Here is a 19206-nt window from a genome sequence, read left to right as displayed (position 1 = left end):
TGTAGCACAAAGCCCACGATCTTTGCAATCGCGGGGCTCGGCTCGAATCCACCTATGTTTTCAGTCGGCTCGCCTGGGAACGCTCGGGATGATGGGTCGCGGGTTCTTCCTTCTTCTGCAGAGCGTTGATCAGCATCCCCAGGGGATCGGAGAGCTGGCTTTTCTTCGACTGGCGGTAGAGGGTCTCGATACGGTCCACATTGCCCCCGGCCAGGTTCAAGATGATCGATGCCTCGCGGTAGTTGATCGTCTCCTCGATCAGATCCATGACCCGCTCGATCTGCTGGTCGCGGTCGTCGAAACGCCCGAGGACCATCTCCTTGACCGATGCGCTGCCTTTTTTGAGCACCCTTCCAGCTGGAGGACGGCTGGTCTGGCCCTCGAGGTAACCCTTGTCCGTCAGGCTCTCCAGGGTCGCCTTCACGACGGCGGGGGGAGCACCCATCCGCCGCCCGAGTTCTTCGGAATCAAAGGAATCTTCTCCTTCCGATGTGCTCAGGACGATGAGCAGCATCTTCTCCTTGGCATCGAGGCTCTCGTCTTCTAGTATTGCGGCTGGTATCCGGATCATTTCCATCATCAGGCTCCAAACATCACGTTCTCGTTGTTAAACAGCGTCCGCATGATCCTGGCGAGCAGGAAGATCCCCACGAGCGAACCCACTAGGTTGAGACCGAGAGTCGCTGGGGTCAGGGTAAAGGTGAAGAGTCCCTTGATCGCCTGGACATTCCCGTAGATGGGCACTGCATAGGCGAACATCGGAACCTCGCCCGTGCCGTAGACCGACGTGAAACCAGCGACCAGCACCACCATGTAAACGGGTGCTAGGTAGGTGTTGGCTTCCTTGACCGTATTGGCCAACAGGCTCAACACGCAGATCAGTCCAGCGTATAAGCCAGCCAGGGAACACAGGATTACGATCAGGGCCCCGTAGTGAAAGGCACCGAAACCCAGGGCCCCTAGGCTCACGGCATCCCCGTTCATCGAGTAAAAGACGGAGGCGAAGGGCATGGAGGCCAGGACCCCCACGAAGGAGCTGAAGGCACTGAAAATCGAAATGATCCCCAGGCTGATCAGTTTGCCGTAGGCGATGATCTCCCGGTCCACCGGTGTCATCAGGAGCGTCGCCATGGTATGGCGCTCCTTCTCGCCGGCGATCATATCCGCCCCGATGCCCATGGCCCCGGCGAAGAGGAAGATGCTAATCAGCAGCGGGAACAGCATACCAAGTCCTTTGCCCGCCGCCTTCTGTTCGTCTACCACCAGGCGCTCCTCGTCCTCGGCGGCGGCATTGACCGTGAACACCTCGGCGGCCCGTCGGTTGCCGAGACGCTCCGTCAAAAGGTGCAGGCGATAGTTGGGCAAGATCTCCCGTTTCAATCGATTCGCCGCATCGATGGACAGCTCCTCCGCATCATTATGGTAAAGCGAGAGATCCGGAAGGATCTCTTCCTGTGCAACAAGGTTCCCAAAGGAGGAGGGGAAGACAAGGATCGCGTCCACCTCCCCCTCCCGCAGGGAAGCGTACTCTTCCTCCGCCGCGGTGGATACGAAGGTCCACGCCACCGGATTCTCTTCTTCTTCTAAGGGACGGTTGGCATAGCTTTCAAAGTCGGCGGGTGCGCCGGCCACCACCACGCGCGGAACATGCTCCTCTCGCTCATCGAACATCCCCTGCATCATCGTGCCCATGAGGCCGTAGAGCAGGGCGATGGAAAGGGCGGGCAGGATAAAGGTGGTGAATACCAAGCGGCGATCGCCGAAAATCCGCCTCAGCTCCTTGCGCACGATCCACAGGATCTTATGAAACATCGCCGCCACCTCCCAAGGACTTCTGGTAGAGAGAGAAAAACGCATCCTCCAGGCTCTTCGCCTCTTCGGCTTTCATGATCTCAGCGGTGGTGCCGCGGGCAACGATCTCGCCACCGAGCAGGATCGCCAGATGGTCACAGAGGCCTTCCGCCACCGTCATGATATGGGTCGAGATGATCAGGGTCTTGCCCCGCTCCTTCAAGCTGAGGAGATGATCTGTGACCTGGCGGGCCGTGATGATGTCGAGTCCATTGGTCGGCTCGTCGAAGATGATCACGTCGGGATCATGGACCAGACTCACGGCGATGGAGAGCTTCTGTTTCATTCCCGTGGAGAGCTCGGCGATCTTGAGGCTCTTGAAGGCTTCGATTCCGAAGGTCGAGAAAAGCACGGACATCCGCTCGGCCACTTGATCACGCGACAATCCGTAGAGCCCACCGAAAAATTGCATGGTCTCCACGGGTGTGAAGTGTTCGTCGAGCTTCAGTTCGTTGGTAAGAAAGGCCAGTTTCCCGCGGATGGCCGCCCCTTCTGTCTGTACATCGTGACCATCGATCCGGGCGTGCCCCGACGTCATGGGGATCAGGGTGGACAGACACCGGAGCGTCGTCGTCTTCCCAGCGCCATTCGGTCCGAGCAACCCGAAAATCTCACCGCTGTGGACCTCAAAATCAACGCCCTTCACGGCCACGAGTTTCGAGGCGGTACCCCCGCGTTTCAACCGTTGTTTCTTCGAAAGGTGGTATACCTTCCGCAGTTCTTTTACTTCGATCATATCCTCACCTCTTCTTCCTTTAGTTTAGCCCATTTTTCCTTCCCAAGAAAGGAAAACCTCCCTCAAACCCGCGGGTTTAAGGGAGGTAGGAAAAACCGACGGACTAGGCGATCACGATACGATGGTACTTTTTCTTGCCGCGTCGGATCAAGACCTCGCCCTCTTCAAAATCAGCTAGGGTCACCTTGCGGTAGAAGTCCTTGATTTTCTCGTCACCGAGGGAGACACCGCCTTGTTTGACCAGGCGTTTGGCTTCTGATTTCGAGGGGGCCAGTCCCACCTCTTCCATGAGCTCGATGAGCTCCACGCCTTCACCCTCGAATCGGTCGGATGTCATCTCGGTCGTCGGGATATCTTCCGCGCGGCTTCCCTCTTCAAAAAGAGCCTTGGCTGCGGCCAGTGCCTTGTCGGCTTCCTCGGCCCCGTGCACAAGTTTGGTGACCTCGTAGGCCATGGTCTCCTTGGCCTTGTTGATCTCGGCACCCGCTAGGGCGCTGAGTCGGTTGACCTCGTCCATGGGGAGGAAGGTCAAGAGGCGCAGGCAGGTGTTGACGTCGGCGTCATCCACGTTGCGAAAGTATTGGTAGAACTCATAGGGGGACGTCTTCTCCCGATCGATCCACAGGGCCCCGTTGGCCGTTTTCCCCATTTTGTGCCCTTCTGACGTGGTCAGCAGGGTAAAGGTCAGACCGAAGGCCTGCTCACGCTCCTCCTTGCGGATGAGGTTCACACCGGCGATAATGTTCGACCACTGGTCGTTCCCGCCCATCTGCAGTTTGCAATCGTAACGACGGTTGAGCTCGAGAAAATCGTAGGCCTGCATGATCATGTAGTTGAACTCCAGGAAAGACAACCCTCTGTCGAGGCGGGATTTAAAGCACTCGGCCTCGAGCATCCGGTTCACCGAAAATTTCGATCCAATTTCCCTTAGGAAAGGAATGTAGCTCAGGTTATCGAGCCAGTCGGCGTTGTTGGCCAAGAGTCCCTTATCTCCATCGAGCACCAGGTACTTCTCCATCTGGGCACGCATCTTCTCCGCATTAGCGTTGAGCCGCTCGTTCGTCAGCATCTGGCGCATATCCGTTCTGCCCGAGGGATCGCCCACTTTGGCCGTCCCCGCTCCGAGCAGGGCGATGGGTCGGTGTCCCGCCCGCTGCATGTGCATCATGACCATCAGCTGGATAAAGTGTCCCACGTGGAGACTATCGGCCGTGGGATCGAAACCGATATAAAAAGTCACCTGTTCCTTTCCCAGTAGTTCGCGGATTTCGTCGGCGTGCGTGGCCTGCTCAATGAATCCCCGATCCATTAAAACATCGTATACGTTGCGCTTCTCCATACCTTATACCTCCCGTCTTCTCAAAAAACTAAAAAGTCCCCCACCCAAAAAAGGGCGAGGGACGCGGTACCACCTTTACATTATACTCTCTTGACCCGATAACGCCGGTCCAGGCGGGATCGTCTCCGATCCGGGCTCACGAGTGTAGGTTCGCCGTCTTCTTCCCCCGGATCTTGCACCGACCGATCCGTCTCTGGAGGTGGAAAGAAGGGCTACTGGCTCTTTCATCGCCCAAAATTCTTTTTTTCCAGCATACGCGACGGGCGCACACTTGTCAAGTTCAAAGCAAATCTTCGATCTGAATCTCACTTTCTTTTACGAGATCATAGAAGCGGTTGCCCACTTCCACCACGGGACGGGTCGGAAAATTGTGGTCCACGTAGACGATCCTACCGGTCTCTCCGGTATTCAGGCGGACGTCCTTGCCGTAAAAATATTGGGCCAGATTGTGCAAAAGGATGTAGCTCATCTTAGGATCGAATTTCGTGCCGCTGTTCCAGCTGATATACTCGGCTGCCTTGAAGGGGGAGACCTTCTCGGCGTAGGGGCGGTCGTGGGTGAGGGCGTCGAAAACATCGCAGATCATGATGATCTTGGCGAACTCATGGATTTGACCCTCCCGCAGGCGGAGCGGGTATCCCGTACCATCGAGTCGCTCGTGATGCTGCAGGGCGCCGTACTTGATGTTCGGCGTAATCCCCTCTGTCTTCAAGAGCAACATGTAACCGAGCTGGGCATGCTTCTTCAGGATCTCGTACTCCTCATCGCTCACCTGGTCGCGTTTTTGCAAAATAAAGGGTGGCACCTTCATCTTCCCGATATCAAAGAGGAGACCGGCTTCACCGAGCTCGACCAACTCGTCGTGACTGTAGCCTAGCCACTTGCCGATCATCGTCGCCAGGATCGACACGCGTAGGGAGTGCTGGAAGGTGTAGTCATCGGTTTCCTTGATCTGATTCAGGCGCATGAGGACATCGTTGTGGCGGATCATATCCGGTAGGGCGGAGCTCACGTTTTGCCGTAGCCCCTCGAGATCGATGTCGCCACCCTCGCGGATGGTCTGGAAGATCGCCTGGGTCTGCTCGATCATCTGGCTCTGCTGCTCGTCAAAGGGCAGGCCGTTTCTGCCCGTGAGCACCTTGACCTCCATGTTCACATTGACGACGCTCGTCACGACGGGTTCAAAATCCTCCTGTTCGATTTCAGCCAGCTCCGCCTTCAGCGAAGCCAAATCGAAGAGGTCGCCGTTCTTTCGGGCACCCTTTTCAACGGCATCCAGATGTTCGAAAATATTCCTGGATTCCTCGGCATCTTCCGATGCCTCCTTGATCTTGATCCGCATGATGCCGAGACGCTTGAGTAGCGTGATCTGGCGCTCCGTCAGCTTGGTGTCTTTGCTGAGCAGCTCGATGGTCCCGTCATCGTTCAAGATGGGTTCCGCCAATACCATGCCCACCTCTACATCGGTAATATTCATCAGTCGCACAATCTTACCCCCGTTCTCCTCTTCAGTGGTCCCGTCTATGTGGTGCCCAGCCCCAGTTCATCGACCAGGTCCTTCGGTATCGTCTGTACGCGCATTTCCATGGTAAAGCCACCGTCGATGCGTTCGAAACCAGAGACCGTACCCACCAGTGTGTAACCGATACGACTGATGGCCACGTCGAGGGCCAGTGTCATCCCCAGGGGGTAGAGCATGGTGCTTTGGAACCGGACCCGTCCCGACATTAAATCGCTGAGGTCGATCATACGAGGGGTCGGCTGTTCTATAGGATCGCGGCGGGTCAGCAGATAGAGTTTGGTTTCTTCGTTGCCATCGACAAGATGTCCGTTAATTTGTTTTTCATGCATGATTATCCCACCTTTCTTTCGGGTTTAAGTCATTGATACCCAAAACCAAGACGGGCTCACGCATCATCTCTGTTAGATCCGGTTCAGCTCAGCCAGGGATTTGAGGAGCAGGACCATGGTGCGGTCTGCACTGGCCAAGTTTAACCGCTCCCTCACCGTGTGGGCGCCTTCGATGGTCGGACCAAAGCTCAGCGCATCCACCGAAGGTAGCTTATCCAGGAGCACACCGCATTCGAGGCCCGCATGGATCGCGGCCACCTCGGGTTCGCCCCCCATCTTACGGTAGGTCTCCAGCACGAGATCCCGCAATTTCGATTGCTGGCGGAAGCGCCAGGCAGGATAGTCCCCACTGGTCTCATGGGCAAGGCCGAGGAGGCCGCCCAGTTCATCCAGACGCTTGAGAAGCCAACGTTTTTCCTCTTCCTTGGCGCTTCGGATCGCGCCTTCAAAAACCAGGTCATCACCGATTCGACTGACAAAACCGAGGTTGCAGGAAGTTTCCACCAAGCCCTCGATAAAGGGACTCGTCCCGTGGATACCGTTGGGATAAAGGGCCAGCAAGTGGAGAAGCGCCTGCTTGGTCTTCTCATCGTAAACAGCCGCCGGTTGATCTGTCCGTTCGAGCCGGAGCACGATGTCCGGGTCGCGATGGGCAAAGATCCCGCGGAATTGTTTCTCCATATCTTCGAGTGCCTTCTTGAGTTTCGGGATACGGTCCTTGGACACGACGAGACCCGCGCGCGACCAATCGGCGATGGCATTCGGTTTCTCACCACCCGCCAGATTGAAAAGCGCCAGCCGCTCAAGGGGGAGCGCTCTCAAGAGTCGTCCCATGAGGACCAGGGCGTTGGCCCTTTCCTCGTGGATTTCCAGACCCGAATGGCCTCCCTTGAGTCCCTCGATGATCAGGTGGTAGGCTTCACCCTTGGGGGCCTTCCTCTGCCCTACGCCCAGTCGAAGCTGGGTGCGCACGCCACCGGCGCAGCTGGCGATAAAGGTCCCCTCCTCCTCACCATCAAGGTTGATCAGGCACTGCCCCGTCAGGGCGTTCGCGTTGAGGCCCGAGGCGCCTTTGAGTCCCACTTCCTCTTCAGTGGTGAACACCGCCTCGAGCTTCGGGTGCTTGGCCTTCGGATCGTCGAGGACCGCCAAGATCATGGCGACACCCACGCCGTTGTCGGCACCGAGGGTGGTGCCCTCGGCCCGGAGGTAGCCCTTTTCTTCGATCAGCGCGATCGGATCTTTGGAAAAATCATGTCCGCTCTGTCGATCCTTCACACAGACCATATCCATGTGGGCCTGCAGAATGGTCCCCGGCGCATTTTCATAGCCGCTCGTGGCCGGTTTGATAATCAGGATGTTTCCCGCATCGTCCCTGAGGGTCTTCAGGTTCCGCTCCCGACCGAATCGGTAGAGGTACTCCCCGATGGCCGTTTCCTCACCCGAGCAGCGGGGGATCCGGCTGATTTCCTCAAAATAGGTCTTCCAGTTATTCATCTTTGATCCCTCCAGATCGTCGCCGTCACACGGCGGGTTCTCGGTCCATCGAACTCACACAGGTAGATCGTCTGCCAGGTCCCGAGGAGCAACTCACCTTCGGCGATGGGAATCTGTAGACTCGCCCCCATAAAACTGGCCTTGATATGGGCATCGCTGTTTCCCTCAGCATGTCTAAAATTGGGGTCCCGGGGGACCTGTTTATCGAGAAAGTAAAGGAGGTCTCTCCGCACATCGGGATCAGCCCCCTCATTAATCGTCAATCCGCAGGTGGTATGGTGGACGAAAAGAAAAAGCACACCCTCATCGACGTCCTCGACCAGGTCTCTAAAGTGGTCGGTGATCGACACCATTTCCTCTTTTTTGCTTGTCTTCAGGCTTAAAGTCTTCTGCATGGATGATCTCCTCCCTCCCTTGCACCGTTACTATTCATTATACCACCGGGAAAACGATTCTTAACAAAAAACTAAAAACGACGGGCTCTCACCCGTCGTCTGCAGTTTAGATTGCCATGTCATTGTAGACTTTTCGATAGTCATCGAGGTTCACGATCTGTGCGGATTCCAAGCCGCCTATGATCCGGGCGGGAGTACCCACGGCAGTTGACCCGGGACGGGTGTCTTGAAGCAGCACGCTACCGGCACCTACCTTTGTCCCGGCTGCCACCACGATCGGTCCGAGCACCTTGGCGCCCGCGCCGACGAGCACGTCATCGCCGAGGGTCGGATGTCGCTTGCCGATCTCTTTGCCCGTACCACCGAGGGTCACCCCTTGGTAGAGGGTCACGCGATCGCCGATTTCCGTGGTCTCCCCGATCACCACGCCTGTGCCGTGGTCGATGAAGAGCTTGTGACCGATGGTCGCACCGGGATGGATCTCAATACCCGTGAGAAAGCGTCCGAACTGACTGATCAGACGAGCGAGGAAGAACGCACGCTTTTCGTAGAGCATATGGGCCACGCGGTGCAGAAAGAGCGCGTGTACCGAAGGGTACAAAAGTAGGACCTCCAGGTAACCCCGGGCCGCGGGATCCACCTCACGGACATGATCGAGATGTGCTCTAATACGTTTGAACATACTCACTCACCTGTTCCTTTCGCTTTTTAGTAAAGCCCCATGGAGAGATACTTCATTCCGTTATCCGGGACAACCACAACGATGTCATCCTCGGGGGACATTTCTTTCGATAGTGCGGTGGCCGCGGCAATGGCCGCGCCAGCCGATACACCCACGAGCAGCCCCAGGTCATCGCGTACACGGTGCAGGGAGGCGAAGGCTTCTTCGTCTTTGATCTGCAGGATCCTGTCGATCTGGGCCGTCTCTGTGTTGCCCGGGATGAATCCGGCACCAATGCCCTGGATTTTGTGGGGGCCCGGGTTGCCCCCGCTGAGAACCGGTGAATTCTCCGGTTCCACGGCCACCAATTGGATCGATGGATCCTTTTCCTTCAGGTAACGACCGACCCCCGTCAGGGTTCCGCCGGTACCCACGCCCACGACGAGCGCCCGGATACCCGGTACATCGCGCAGGATCTCAGGGCCCGTGGTGCGGTAATGGGCGTCGGGGTTGGCCCGGTTGTCGAACTGTCCGGGCATAAAGAAGTTGGTCTCTTTTCCGGCCAGCTCCGAGGCCTTCTCGATGGCCCCCTTCATACCGGATGCCCCCGGTGTCAGGAGGATCTCGGCACCGTAGGCCCGCAGGATGTCCCGACGCTCTTTGCTCATGGTCTCGGGCATGGTGATGATCACTTTATAGCCCTTTTGGCGACCGATCATCGCAAGGGCGATGCCGGTGTTTCCGCTGGTGGGCTCTATGATAGTCATCCCCGGCTTCAAACGTCCATCGGCTTCCGCGGCCTCTATCATGCCGAGTGCGGCGCGGTCCTTCACGCTACCGCCGGGGTTAAAGGATTCTAATTTCAAATAGATGGTGGCACCCTCCGTCGGTCGGTACCGAAGATAGGGCGTTTCGCCAACCATCTCTAGCATGCTGTTGTAAACTTTCATAAATACATCCTCCTTTTCGAACAAAAAAAAGTCCCCTCATTTTAGAGGCGACGTGTCGTCGCGGTTCCACTCTAGTTTCACCGTCTTTTTCGGATACCCTTGATATCCTATCTCTATAACGGGAGATGCCCGGTGTCCCCTACTCAATGGATTCGGGGAAACAGCTCGAGAAGGCACTTCGGATGACACGCGACGGATCTTCTCACCAACCAGATCCTCTCTATAAGACGCCCGTTCATCGTACTTTCTTCTCTCATCGCAATTCCTAGTATGTTCATCGGATTAATTAGAGTATAAGACAAGATGGGTGGGATGTCAACGGCCCTAGCCCCTATTTTTTTGAGGAAAAGGCTTTCTTTTTGAGAAGCAAACTCAAGTAAGCTGTCGCGCCCCCCGCCGAATCGAGGAGCACATCGGTCACCTGGGAGGCTCTCCCGGGCACAAAACGCTGCAGGGTCTCGTCGCTCACTGCCACCAGAAAGACCGCCCCCATGACCTTGTACCACGGACGACGCTCCTCTGCAAGAAGCAGGCCCAGCACGAAAAAATTAAAGAAATGAGCTGCCTTGCGCAGGAAGCTTTCGGGCAGCGGCAGGGACAGTCTGGCGAAAAGATCTGCTACGAAGCCGGAAGCTTCCGATGAAATCGAGGCCGGTTGCAGGGAGAAAGAGAAAATCCAGAGGATCCACAACACAAGGGAAAGACGCCTCACCCTAACGGTCATGAGAACGTCTTTCTTTTTCAATGTAAAGATCGAGCGCTAGGATCCCGCGTCGCATCAAACGGACCAACAGGATGATGAGGTAGATGGAGATCCCCATCCAGACGAGGAATAGGATCACGTTGAAGAGTCCAAAAAATGCCATGTTGAAGTTGTTCATTTCCTTAGCTTCCCTCCTTGAGCGCTTTCACTTCGGCGACGGTCGGCATAGAGAGCAGTGCACCATAACGCGTGGTCACCAAAGCACCAACGGCATTACCGAAGGCCAGAGCCTTGCGCAGGACCAGATCGTCTTGGTCGACAAGGTGTCCCCCCTCGATCAGGGTGTGGAGCACGCCGGCAAAGAAACTATCGCCCGCCCCTGTGGTGTCGATCGCCTGCACCTCGTAACCGGGTACGTAGCCAGCCCGCTCGGCGGAGAAGAAGTAGCTTCCCATGGCCCCGTGGGTGACGATGAGCAGGGACAGGTCGTGTGCATCGATCAACTGCCGGGCCGCAACTTCCTGTTTCTCTCCCGGCACCAAGAGGGCCAGCTCCTCCTCGGATACCTTCACGAGATCGGCAAAGTCCAGACCACGCTTCATCCAGCGGATGGCCTCCTCTTCAGAGGTCCAGAGCTGGTCGCGATAGTTCGGATCGTAACTGACGATCCATCCGGCTGCTTTTGCTTCTTCGAGCAGGGTCAGTTGTGTGCTCCTGGCCGGCTCGTGGGTGAAGCCGAGGGACCCGAAGTGGAAGAGTCCTTCACCCGAAAAAAGGTTCTCGGGAAGCTCTTCACGTCGGATCCGCGTATCGGCACCGCCATCGCGGTAAAAGGTGAAGCTGCGATCACCGTCGGACGCGAGGTGCACGAAGGCCAGGGTGGTTCTGGCCGATGGGTCCCTGAGGACGTGATCTGTAGCCACGTCCGCCTCGGTCAGGGTGTTGATGAGCTGATCGCCAAAATGATCAGCGCCTACTTTCCCGATGAAGGCGGTCTGGTGACCCCATTTTGCCAGTGCACTCAAAAGGTTGGCCGGCGCACCACCGGGGTTGGCTTCGTAGGTATGGGGAGACGGGCCGGGCGTGAAATCGATCAAGATCTCCCCGAATGCCATGTATTTCATTTCTCGCGACCTCTCCTTTCGGCGGTACTATTGCGGATGACCAGTTCAAAGGGAAGCGATTGCTGATCCCAATCGATGGTCTCTTTCTTGATGCGCTTGATCAGCAGACGGGCGGCTGTCGCCCCCATCTCATAGATCGGCTGTCGGATCGTGGTGAGGCTCGGTATGAACATACTGGCCAGGGGGACGTCATCAAAACCGATGACCGACACATCCCCAGGCACAGCACGACCGGAGTCGTTGAGGTACTTGATCGCCCCGACAGCTAGTTCGTCGTTCAAACAGAAAATGGCCGTGGGTGGGTCTTTCAAGTTCATCAGGTACCTAGCGCCTTCGTAGGCAGACTTGAAGTGGTAGTCCGATTCCACGATCAAGGCCTCGTCCGTGGCGAGACCCGCCTCTTCATGTGCCCTCCGGTAACCGTCCACCCGGTAGATCGCCGTATCATCTGTTATGGAGGAGCTGATGATTCCCACCCTGTGGTGGCCCAGGTCGATCAGGTAACGCACGGCGCTATAGGCAGCCGCCTCGTTATCGATATCCACATTTGGAATCTCCTGGCCATCGAAATGGCGGTTGACCGTCACGATGGGCTTGCTGTACCGATCGAAGAAGGCTTTCTGGTACGTGTGGAATTCAAAGGTCATGAAAATGATCCCGTCTACTTCCTTGTCCTCCAAGAGCTCGAGAAATTCCTTTTCCTTCTCGTGCTCGCGGAAGGTATTGCACAGGAGGATATTGTAGTGGTAGGCTTTCGCCACCTCGCTCATTCCCTTGACCAGCTCTGCGTAGAAGGGATTGGCCACATCGGGAATAATCAGGCCGAGGATCCCCGTTCGCTGTCGCGACAGGCTCCGGGCCAGAGATGAGGGGCGGTAGCCCGTCTCGTCAATGACATTCTGCACGCGCTCTTTGATCTCATCGCTCACGGGTTTGGTATTATTGAGCACCCGCGAGACCGTGGCTTTACTGACCCCCGCGATCTCGGCGATGTCTTTGATGGTCATCTTCACTTACATCAGCTCCACATCATACGGTATTCATCAATTGCAATCGTATCTCTTTTTGGCCTCCATGTAAATGTACCTTTTCCTCTCCGTGATAAAAAGTGACCTCTTCGCCATCCACCAGCCCATAGAGTACCTGCTCTTTCTCCACCGAAACCGAGAGCAGGGCGCCGCGCACACGCAGTCGAAAGCGATAGTCTCCCAGGGCGCTGCAGGCTCTGGGGGATAGGGAGATCCCGTCGCTGCCGACGCGTAGACCGCCGAATCCGTAGGCAAAGCTCATCCACGAACCCGACATGGCCGCCATGTGCAGGCCGTGATCAGAATTCTTATGGGTGTTGTCGAGATCCAGTCGTAAGTTCTCTTTGAAGTAGTGATAACCTTTGTTCACGTCTCCGATTTCCATCGCCAGGATCCCGTGGACACTGGGCGAGAGGGAGGAATCGTGCGTCGTGAGGGCTTCGTAATAGATGAAGTCCCTTCTCTTTCGTTCGATAGACACATCTTCTCCAACGAGAATGTGCGCGAGCACCACATCGGGCTGCTTGAGCACCCGGTGGCGGTAGATCGTCAACGGGTGAAAGTGCAGGAGGAGGGGATATTGGTCCTCGCGCGTTTTCTCGAATGGCCAGGGTTTTCTGTGGTAAAAATGATCATCCTGCAGGGTCAAGTCCCTGTCGGCATCTTCTGGCAAACGCATCTTGCGGCTGGCTTCTGAAAAACCCTCCAATTCCTCGGTCGTGAGGTCCAGTCTCTGGAAGAGGGCCTCACGATCCGCCGCACGGTCGACGACCGCTACGGTATAAGCGAGGTGCTGGGCCGCCATCTTGTTGGTATAGTAGTTGTTATCGACAATTGCCGTGTACTCATCGGGACCCGTCACCGCATCGATACAAAAGCCGCGGTCACTGAAGTGTCCCATGTCCAGCCAAATCCTTGCGGTTTCTACCAGTAGATCCACACACTGCCCGTCGACAAACGCCACGTCGCCCGTGGCCTTCTCATAGAGATAGATCGCGTAGGCGATATCCGCATTGATGTGATACTGCGCTGTTCCCGCCGGAAAATACGCAGAGCATTCGCGCCCGGTGATCGTTCGCCAGGGATACTTGGCCCCTCGCTCGTGACCGAGCTGCTTGGCTCGCTCCCGCGCACCCTCTAGGGTGTGCACGCGGAAGGAGAGCAGTCCCCTGGCCACTTCTGGGGCCACGAAGGTAAAGAAGGGAATGGCATAAATCTCGGTATCCCAGAAATAGTGGCCTTCGTATCCCTCTCCGGACAAGCCCTTGGCCGGTAGATTGGACGCCCCATCGATCCCGGCGCCATTGTACAGGTGGATGGCATTGAAGACCAGGGCTTCCTCGACCTCGGGATGGTCTGGAACATCAATCTTCAAGGGGCCGATGAAGCGGGTCAGTGCCTCGCACTGGGTCTCGACGGCTTGGTCGAAGGAGAGGTCGGCATCCTTTTGAAAGCGCTCGAGCACGCGGTCGTCCTCGGGTTCGCCATCAAAATCCCGTTGGGTATAATAACCCACGACCTTCTCGATCACCACGGCTCCCGGTACAAAGGTCACATGATCGGTGATTTCATCGTAGCTGGAGAGGGGTTTTCTCTCTAGGACCTCCCCCTCGATCACCCGATTCTCCAGGAGCGTATAGAGGAGTTGTCCTGCGTTCAGAGTACGCATGCGCGCCGCCTGATCAGCAATGACCTCTTCGACGGCGAGGCGCCTGCCGCCACCTTGGGTGCCCACGCGTGGATCGTTGCTCGCACCACGGTTGTAGACGTTCAAGAGCACGCGCGATCCCACGGACATCGTCTCGGTCCCCTCGGGCGGTTCAATTTCATACCGCATCATGAAGAGATTGCGCGGGTTTCTCGGCACGAGCGATTGCGATCGAATCTTGAGGGTGCGCCCGCTTTCCAGCCGAAAGACCAGGTTTCGTTCGACGACCAATCGATCGAAGTGATAGATCCGCTCATAGTCCACAAGAGCCTCTTCCGACAGGGTCACCTTTTCGCCGTCGATCATCACATCCATGGGAAGGGGATTCGGTAGATTGACGATGAAATCCGACTCCGTTGGAAACCCATGGGCCGATTCACCATAGGTGATCGCGTGAGAGTCGTAGAATCCATTGATATAGCAGCCGATCTCCTGGGACCGGTGCCCTTCGGGGTGTGTCCCCCGTATGCCCAGGTAGCCGTTACCCTGCGAATAAAGGGAAGCCTGGTGATTGATGGCCCGGTCGACCATCGGCTTTTCTATCAAACGTCCTAACATGGGAACACTCCTTTTTCTCATGATTTAATCCTTGAGCGAGAGGAAAGCCACCTTTCCCCCCGCCCAAAGACTAAAGGAACGAAAGAAGCTAGCGTCAACTAGCTTCTCTCCTAAAGTCTTTCGATCTGTCTTATTCTGCGATTTCGAAGCCCGTGAGGTCCTGAAGGTCGAGTTCCAGTTCCATGAAGGCTGTCTCAGCATCGGTCTGACCCGTTAAGACATTGTGTACGGCTTTAAAGAAAGCGGTGCTGACGGCATTGTACTGAGGTGCCGTTTGCGTGGATGGACGAGGTGTGGCGTTTACGAATACATCGTAGAGCGTACCAAAGAACGGTGAAGCATTCAGTACGTCCGGATCATCGTAAAGCGACTCGATCGTCGGGTTAAAGGAACCATCAACCGCACGCATTTTCTGCACTTCTTCTGATGCGAGGTAAAGTGCTACATCTGCAGCGACCTCTGGATTCTCAGAGTAGTTGGAAACAGAAAGGTTCCATCCACCGAGGGCTGCTGCACTGGTACCGGAATCACCAGCGGGCAGTGGTGCCACGTCAAAGATTCCTTTTACAGCGGAATCGTCACTGTTAGAAAGCGAGTAAGCGTAAGGCCAGTTTCTCATAAAGGCCGCGTTACCGCCCTGCCAGATGTTACGGGCGCCCTCTTCATCCATGCTCGTGACGCCATTGGGTGAAATCGTACCGACCCATGAAGCTGCCTGGTCGACAATCTCGATGGCTTTTTCATTGTTGATCGTGATTTCTTTATCGGGTGAGATGATCGTGCCGCCACCGTTGGAATCGATCCACTCGAGCGCGTCACAAGTCAAACCTTCATAAGCGTTCCCCTGCCATACGTAACCTACGAAGTCCTGGTTACCGTCGGCACGTTCGCCATCTTGGATGATTTGTGCATATGCTTCAAGTTCATCCCACGTTTGTGGTACGTCAAGATCATATTTCTCAAGAAGGTCCGTGCGGTAGTACAGGAGACCCGCATCTGTGAACCATGGCATGGCCACAAGCTTACCGTCGACCGTGTTGTTCTGGACGATCGGATCAAAGTGACCGTCGATGACTTCGGCAGCGCCATACTCATTGAGGTCTACCATGTGAGCGGCAAGGTCGCCAGGCCAGATCACGTCGATCTGATAGATATCCACTTCACTAGATTCTGCCTCGAGGAACTGCAGGTAGAGTCCGAGGCGGTCTGTGGCTGCATCCGGAGAGTCAAAAATCTCGATCAAAACATTGGGATGCTCGTCCATGTACATCTCGGCTGCCTGCATGTTGAGCTCAAGCTCATTACCCACCGCACCTGAGATCAGGCGGACAGTGACAGGTTCTTCAGCAACAACTTCTGGATCATCGGCAGGTTCTTCTTCCATTGGCTCTTCTGCCGGCATTTCTTCTGGCGTCTCTTCTGTGGGTGCTTCTTCAGCCGGTTGGCCGCACCCGAAGAGCGCGAGACTCATCACGAGCGTTAACACCAGTAGTAATGCTAGGTTTCTTTTTAACATGCATGTCACTCCTTTTTTTCTTGTTTTGTTCTTAGCCTTTGACAGCTCCCGCCGTCAGTCCAGCAACAATCCTTCTCTGGAAGAAGAGTACCAAGAGCACGATTGGAATCGTGACGACCACCGTGGCCGCCATGATTTCACCGAAGGGCTCCTGTCGGGCGATCGAACCTTGGAAATAGGCGATGGCCACAGGTACTGTTCTCGCTTCCGGATTGATCGACGTGAACGTCAGGGCAAAGAGATATTCGTTCCAAGCGGCGATGAAGGCCAAAAGACCTGTCGTCACCAGTGCAGGGGCCGTCAGGGGTAGTAAAATCTGACGGAAGGTCTGGAAGCCCGTGGCCCCATCCACCTGTGCAGACTCCATCAAGCTTCTGGGCAGCTGACGGAAGAACGACGTCAACACCCATGTGGTGAAGGGAAGCGTGAAGAGCATGTACACGATGATCAGGCTGAGGCGGGGACCGATCCCCAGTGCTTGGACGAACGATGAATTTATCAGCGCATAAAGCCCGGAAAGGATCGTCACCTGCGGGAACATCGTCATCGCCAAAATCAGGTAGAGCGTTGGCGTCTTCCCGCGAAAGCGGAGCTTTCCTAGGGCAAAGGCTGCGAAGGATCCGGCCACGAGGGCCAGAGCGGTCGTGGACACGGCCACGATGGTACTGTTGACGAGACCCTGGATGAACATATCGTTGGCAAAGACGGCTTCATAATTCCCAAAGAAAGGCTGGAACTGAAGGGTCGTCGGGTTCACCGGAACGAAGGTCGCGGGTGTCATCTGCAGCTGCGCTTCCGTCTTCAGGGACGAGTTGAACGCCCAGTAGAAGGGGAAGAGCATGTACACGAGAACCAGCAACAAGACAAAATAGAACCCAATTTTCTTAAGCATCTTCTTCGTTCACCCCCAAGCTCTTGATAAAGAAGACTGCGAATCCAAAGATGATCACAAAGATCACGACACCGATGGCGCTGGCCAGCCCCATGTTCCTGTTACCGATGAGCTGGAAATAGTTGTAGCTCGCCATGGAGTACTTACGCGATCCGAGAAGCACCTGGAACACGTCGAAGACGCGCAGTGCATCGAGGGATCTGAAGATCAAGGCCACACCGATGGCCGGCTTCAAGAGCGGCAGGGTGATCTTGTAGAACTGCTGTAGTTTTGAGGCCCCGTCGATCTCGGCCGCTTCGTAAAGCTCACCGGGTATCGTCTGTAGCCCCGCCAGAATCAAGAGCGCCATGTAGGGTGTCGTCTTCCACACGTCGATCATGATCATCGAGGGTAGCTGTAAACCCTCTTGGCTGAGAAAGGAGATCGAACCATCTCCGACACCGAACATCTCCAGCACGGTGTTGAAAAGACCCGTCCGATTCGATTGCAAGATCCACTCCCACATACGGGCGGATACAACCGTGATAACGGCCCAAGGTACCAGCATAACCGTACGCATGGCCCCTTTTCCTCTGAAGTTCGAGTTCACGACCATCGCCACACCGAGACCTAAGATTGTCTCGAGCGCAACGGACAGCAAGGTGAAGCTCAAGGTGTTGTAGATCGATTTCAAAAATTCTGGATCCGTGCCGCCGAACACATACCGCTTGCCAAAGAAGTTGTATGTAAACACCTCTTTGTACCGGATCGGTTCGCGGGGTAGTACACGTACAGGGCTATCGTACACGACTTCGCCCGTCTCCTCATCATACATGACATTTCCGTTATCATCGGTTCTAGGGGGCAGTTCCTCGATGGTCATCGCCAGGAGACTCTTGTAGTTCTCGAAGCCGACGAATTCGACTTCCTGACTACTGGCGAACTGCCTATTGGTCATGCTCGTGTAGAACACACTGAACAACGGATAAAAAGCAATCAAGAATAAGATGAGATAAGTTGGCAAAAGAAGTTTGTACGCTAGGCGTTTCTCCTCTTGGAGAAGTGTGGCTTCTTTCTTCTTTTTCGACATTTTATCCCTCCACCGTCTTCGTAGAGAAACCGGTTTCCCGAGCGTCTAAAAAAAAAATCGTTTCGGAAACCGGTTTCCTAAGCTTATTATACCCAGTCCTTCACACCCTGTCAACGAATCCTTTACAAAATATTCACATTTCGCGAGGCGAAAGAACCGACTGCTGGGAGGTCGGTGGACGACCTCCTGTGTCTAGCGCAACAACTCATCCAGTTTTTCCTTATCAAAACCCGTGATCGCTTCTCCCTCCACCAAGGTGTAGGGTACACTGCGGACACCCAGGCTGATGAGCTCATCCCGAGCACCCTCATCGCGAGAAATGTTCTTCTCTTCAAAGGGAATATGATGCTCGGTCAAATACTCTTTCAGGGCATTGCAGTAGGGACAGGTGTTTGACGTGAAAACAGTCACTTGTTTCACAATGTTTCCCCCCTTTCATTTCGATACTTACCCAAAAAATCTTCTTTGAAAAGGTCACGTTATCTCTTCTGTCATTCGGGGTAAAGGTGGAAAAGGAGGTGGGACACCATGTGTACGATTCTTTTCGCTCATCAGTATCATCCGAAGTATCCTCTCATTATGATCGCCAATCGTGATGAATTCTATAAACGGCCCAGTCAGCACGCGCATTTTTGGAAGGACGCCCCTGAAGTCTTCGCCGGCCGGGACCTCGAGGCCTGCGGCTCCTGGACGGGGATCAACCGCAAGGGCAAGCTGGCCTTTCTTACCAACTACCGGGATTTTTCCCTCATCCGTAAGGATTCCTTGAGCCGCGGAGCCCTCGTGGCCAAGTTTCTGCTCGAGTCTCCGGATCCGTTAAGCTATCTAGCGAGCATCAAGGAACAGCGGCACAAGTACAACCCCTTCAATCTCGTCGTGGGTTCACCCGGGGATCTTTACTACTACAGCAATATGGGGACACCCATCCAAGCACTCGAGCTCGGCATCTACGGTTTGAGCAACCATCTGCTCGACACCCCTTGGCCAAAAGTGACCTTAGCACGCAGTGCCTTCCAAGAAGTGCTCGGCACCCACGACGAACCGCCCATCGATGCCCTTTGGCAGATCCTGATGGACCGGACACCGGTCCCTGATGATCTGCTTCCCGAAGATACGCATGCGCCCCTAGAAACCGAACGTTTGCTCTCTACGATCTTTATCAAGGGGGAGACCTACGGGACCCGCTACCAGACGTTGCTCTTTGTAGACCGGGAGGGGAACGTGCGGTTTCACGAACGCGAGTGGTTGGACGATCGGTTTCGCGAACGTACCACCCAGTTCACCACGAAAGCCGAATAAGTTTGCATGCGGGCCACAATCTGTTAAAA

Annotated in this window: 20 protein-coding genes and 1 other annotated feature; of the genes, 1 reads left to right on the top strand and 19 read right to left on the bottom strand. The window is 55.5% G+C overall.

Annotation, left to right across the window (positions count from 1 at the left end):
* Nucleotides 1-52: 52 nt before the first annotated feature.
* From ACULM0_RS09600 to ACULM0_RS09510, 19 genes are all read right to left on the bottom strand, one after another.
* Nucleotides 53-580 carry a LexA family transcriptional regulator gene (locus ACULM0_RS09600; RefSeq protein WP_463677329.1) on the bottom strand — a complete coding sequence of 176 codons (528 nt, stop codon included), beginning with the start codon at nucleotides 578-580 and terminating at the stop codon, nucleotides 53-55.
* Nucleotides 580-1812 (bottom strand): ABC transporter permease, encoded by a 1233-nt coding sequence (locus ACULM0_RS09595; protein WP_463677328.1) that lies wholly within the window; start codon nucleotides 1810-1812, stop codon nucleotides 580-582. The genes ACULM0_RS09600 and ACULM0_RS09595 overlap by 1 nt, the downstream gene beginning before the upstream one ends.
* The gene (locus ACULM0_RS09590; RefSeq protein ID WP_463677327.1) at nucleotides 1802-2587 is read right to left on the bottom strand and encodes an ABC transporter ATP-binding protein; all 786 of its coding nucleotides are present in this window, start codon (nucleotides 2585-2587) and stop codon (nucleotides 1802-1804) included. Before ACULM0_RS09590 ends, ACULM0_RS09595 begins: the two co-directional genes overlap by 11 nt.
* Before the next feature lie 103 nt (nucleotides 2588-2690).
* Complete coding sequence (tyrS, locus tag ACULM0_RS09585) at nucleotides 2691-3926, bottom strand: tyrosine--tRNA ligase (protein ID WP_463677326.1); 1236 nt, start codon at nucleotides 3924-3926, stop codon at nucleotides 2691-2693.
* A gap of 280 nt (nucleotides 3927-4206) precedes the next feature.
* Entirely contained in the window at nucleotides 4207-5403 is a 1197-nt protein-coding gene (locus tag ACULM0_RS09580) for an HD-GYP domain-containing protein (RefSeq protein WP_463679878.1), read from the bottom strand.
* Between the two features lie 44 nt (nucleotides 5404-5447).
* Nucleotides 5448-5777, bottom strand: a complete 330-nt coding sequence (locus ACULM0_RS09575; protein WP_463677325.1) for a hypothetical protein — start codon at nucleotides 5775-5777, stop codon at nucleotides 5448-5450.
* A gap of 72 nt (nucleotides 5778-5849) precedes the next feature.
* Nucleotides 5850-7274, bottom strand: coding sequence for a beta-Ala-His dipeptidase (gene pepD, locus ACULM0_RS09570; RefSeq protein ID WP_463677324.1), 1425 nt, complete (start codon nucleotides 7272-7274; stop codon nucleotides 5850-5852).
* Entirely contained in the window at nucleotides 7271-7669 is a 399-nt protein-coding gene (locus tag ACULM0_RS09565; protein WP_463677323.1) for a secondary thiamine-phosphate synthase enzyme YjbQ, read from the bottom strand. The genes pepD and ACULM0_RS09565 overlap by 4 nt, the downstream gene beginning before the upstream one ends.
* 106 nt (nucleotides 7670-7775) lie before the next feature.
* Nucleotides 7776-8351 (bottom strand): serine O-acetyltransferase EpsC, encoded by a 576-nt coding sequence (epsC, locus tag ACULM0_RS09560; protein ID WP_463677322.1) that lies wholly within the window; start codon nucleotides 8349-8351, stop codon nucleotides 7776-7778.
* Nucleotides 8352-8377: 26 nt separating this feature from the next.
* Entirely contained in the window at nucleotides 8378-9280 is a 903-nt protein-coding gene (gene cysK / locus ACULM0_RS09555) for a cysteine synthase A (RefSeq protein ID WP_463677321.1), read from the bottom strand.
* Between the two features lie 40 nt (nucleotides 9281-9320).
* Nucleotides 9321-9546 (bottom strand) — a binding site (T-box leader).
* A gap of 65 nt (nucleotides 9547-9611) precedes the next feature.
* Nucleotides 9612-10004: a VanZ family protein gene (locus tag ACULM0_RS09550; RefSeq protein ID WP_463677320.1), complete on the bottom strand. Its 393-nt coding sequence runs from the start codon at nucleotides 10002-10004 to the stop codon at nucleotides 9612-9614.
* Nucleotides 9994-10161: a hypothetical protein gene (locus tag ACULM0_RS09545; RefSeq protein ID WP_463677319.1), complete on the bottom strand. Its 168-nt coding sequence runs from the start codon at nucleotides 10159-10161 to the stop codon at nucleotides 9994-9996. Before ACULM0_RS09545 ends, ACULM0_RS09550 begins: the two co-directional genes overlap by 11 nt.
* Before the next feature lie 4 nt (nucleotides 10162-10165).
* Entirely contained in the window at nucleotides 10166-11107 is a 942-nt protein-coding gene (locus ACULM0_RS09540; RefSeq protein ID WP_463677318.1) for a carbohydrate kinase family protein, read from the bottom strand.
* The gene (locus ACULM0_RS09535) at nucleotides 11104-12114 is read right to left on the bottom strand and encodes a LacI family DNA-binding transcriptional regulator (RefSeq protein WP_463679877.1); all 1011 of its coding nucleotides are present in this window, start codon (nucleotides 12112-12114) and stop codon (nucleotides 11104-11106) included. The genes ACULM0_RS09540 and ACULM0_RS09535 overlap by 4 nt, the downstream gene beginning before the upstream one ends.
* A gap of 22 nt (nucleotides 12115-12136) precedes the next feature.
* The gene (locus ACULM0_RS09530) at nucleotides 12137-14401 is read right to left on the bottom strand and encodes a glycoside hydrolase family 65 protein (protein ID WP_463677317.1); all 2265 of its coding nucleotides are present in this window, start codon (nucleotides 14399-14401) and stop codon (nucleotides 12137-12139) included.
* Nucleotides 14402-14531: 130 nt separating this feature from the next.
* Entirely contained in the window at nucleotides 14532-15917 is a 1386-nt protein-coding gene (locus ACULM0_RS09525) for an ABC transporter substrate-binding protein (RefSeq protein ID WP_463677316.1), read from the bottom strand.
* 31 nt (nucleotides 15918-15948) lie between these two features.
* Nucleotides 15949-16809, bottom strand: coding sequence for a carbohydrate ABC transporter permease (locus tag ACULM0_RS09520; protein ID WP_463677315.1), 861 nt, complete (start codon nucleotides 16807-16809; stop codon nucleotides 15949-15951).
* On the bottom strand, nucleotides 16802-17878 hold the full coding sequence (locus ACULM0_RS09515) for a carbohydrate ABC transporter permease (protein WP_463677314.1): 1077 nt from the start codon (nucleotides 17876-17878) through the stop codon (nucleotides 16802-16804). Before ACULM0_RS09515 ends, ACULM0_RS09520 begins: the two co-directional genes overlap by 8 nt.
* A gap of 192 nt (nucleotides 17879-18070) precedes the next feature.
* Nucleotides 18071-18298: a glutaredoxin family protein gene (locus tag ACULM0_RS09510; protein WP_463677313.1), complete on the bottom strand. Its 228-nt coding sequence runs from the start codon at nucleotides 18296-18298 to the stop codon at nucleotides 18071-18073.
* 108 nt (nucleotides 18299-18406) lie between these two features.
* Here ACULM0_RS09510 and ACULM0_RS09505 point away from each other — a divergent pair, with 108 nt between their 5' ends.
* Nucleotides 18407-19177, top strand: coding sequence for an NRDE family protein (locus ACULM0_RS09505; protein ID WP_463677312.1), 771 nt, complete (start codon nucleotides 18407-18409; stop codon nucleotides 19175-19177).
* Nucleotides 19178-19206 lie beyond the last annotated feature (29 nt).

It is taken from the genome of Halotolerantifilum yawarlongkerapense (genome assembly GCF_054506745.1).
This window is presented reverse-complemented; position numbering and strand designations above follow the sequence as displayed.

What these genes read in the sequence shown, in the direction of transcription:
- ACULM0_RS09600 (WP_463677329.1), bottom strand. Translation starts at nt 580, where the DNA reads ATGATGGAAATGATCCGGATACCAGCCGCAATACTAGAAGACGAGAGC.
- ACULM0_RS09595 (WP_463677328.1), bottom strand. Translation starts at nt 1,812, where the DNA reads ATGTTTCATAAGATCCTGTGGATCGTGCGCAAGGAGCTGAGGCGGATT.
- ACULM0_RS09590 (WP_463677327.1), bottom strand. Translation starts at nt 2,587, where the DNA reads ATGATCGAAGTAAAAGAACTGCGGAAGGTATACCACCTTTCGAAGAAA.
- tyrS (WP_463677326.1), bottom strand. Translation starts at nt 3,926, where the DNA reads ATGGAGAAGCGCAACGTATACGATGTTTTAATGGATCGGGGATTCATT.
- ACULM0_RS09580 (WP_463679878.1), bottom strand. Translation starts at nt 5,403, where the DNA reads ATGAATATTACCGATGTAGAGGTGGGCATGGTATTGGCGGAACCCATC.
- ACULM0_RS09575 (WP_463677325.1), bottom strand. Translation starts at nt 5,777, where the DNA reads ATGCATGAAAAACAAATTAACGGACATCTTGTCGATGGCAACGAAGAA.
- pepD (WP_463677324.1), bottom strand. Translation starts at nt 7,274, where the DNA reads ATGAATAACTGGAAGACCTATTTTGAGGAAATCAGCCGGATCCCCCGC.
- ACULM0_RS09565 (WP_463677323.1), bottom strand. Translation starts at nt 7,669, where the DNA reads ATGCAGAAGACTTTAAGCCTGAAGACAAGCAAAAAAGAGGAAATGGTG.
- epsC (WP_463677322.1), bottom strand. Translation starts at nt 8,351, where the DNA reads ATGTTCAAACGTATTAGAGCACATCTCGATCATGTCCGTGAGGTGGAT.
- cysK (WP_463677321.1), bottom strand. Translation starts at nt 9,280, where the DNA reads ATGAAAGTTTACAACAGCATGCTAGAGATGGTTGGCGAAACGCCCTAT.
- ACULM0_RS09550 (WP_463677320.1), bottom strand. Translation starts at nt 10,004, where the DNA reads ATGACCGTTAGGGTGAGGCGTCTTTCCCTTGTGTTGTGGATCCTCTGG.
- ACULM0_RS09545 (WP_463677319.1), bottom strand. Translation starts at nt 10,161, where the DNA reads ATGAACAACTTCAACATGGCATTTTTTGGACTCTTCAACGTGATCCTA.
- ACULM0_RS09540 (WP_463677318.1), bottom strand. Translation starts at nt 11,107, where the DNA reads ATGAAATACATGGCATTCGGGGAGATCTTGATCGATTTCACGCCCGGC.
- ACULM0_RS09535 (WP_463679877.1), bottom strand. Translation starts at nt 12,114, where the DNA reads ATGACCATCAAAGACATCGCCGAGATCGCGGGGGTCAGTAAAGCCACG.
- ACULM0_RS09530 (WP_463677317.1), bottom strand. Translation starts at nt 14,401, where the DNA reads ATGTTAGGACGTTTGATAGAAAAGCCGATGGTCGACCGGGCCATCAAT.
- ACULM0_RS09525 (WP_463677316.1), bottom strand. Translation starts at nt 15,917, where the DNA reads ATGTTAAAAAGAAACCTAGCATTACTACTGGTGTTAACGCTCGTGATG.
- ACULM0_RS09520 (WP_463677315.1), bottom strand. Translation starts at nt 16,809, where the DNA reads ATGCTTAAGAAAATTGGGTTCTATTTTGTCTTGTTGCTGGTTCTCGTG.
- ACULM0_RS09515 (WP_463677314.1), bottom strand. Translation starts at nt 17,878, where the DNA reads ATGTCGAAAAAGAAGAAAGAAGCCACACTTCTCCAAGAGGAGAAACGC.
- ACULM0_RS09505 (WP_463677312.1), top strand. Translation starts at nt 18,407, where the DNA reads ATGTGTACGATTCTTTTCGCTCATCAGTATCATCCGAAGTATCCTCTC.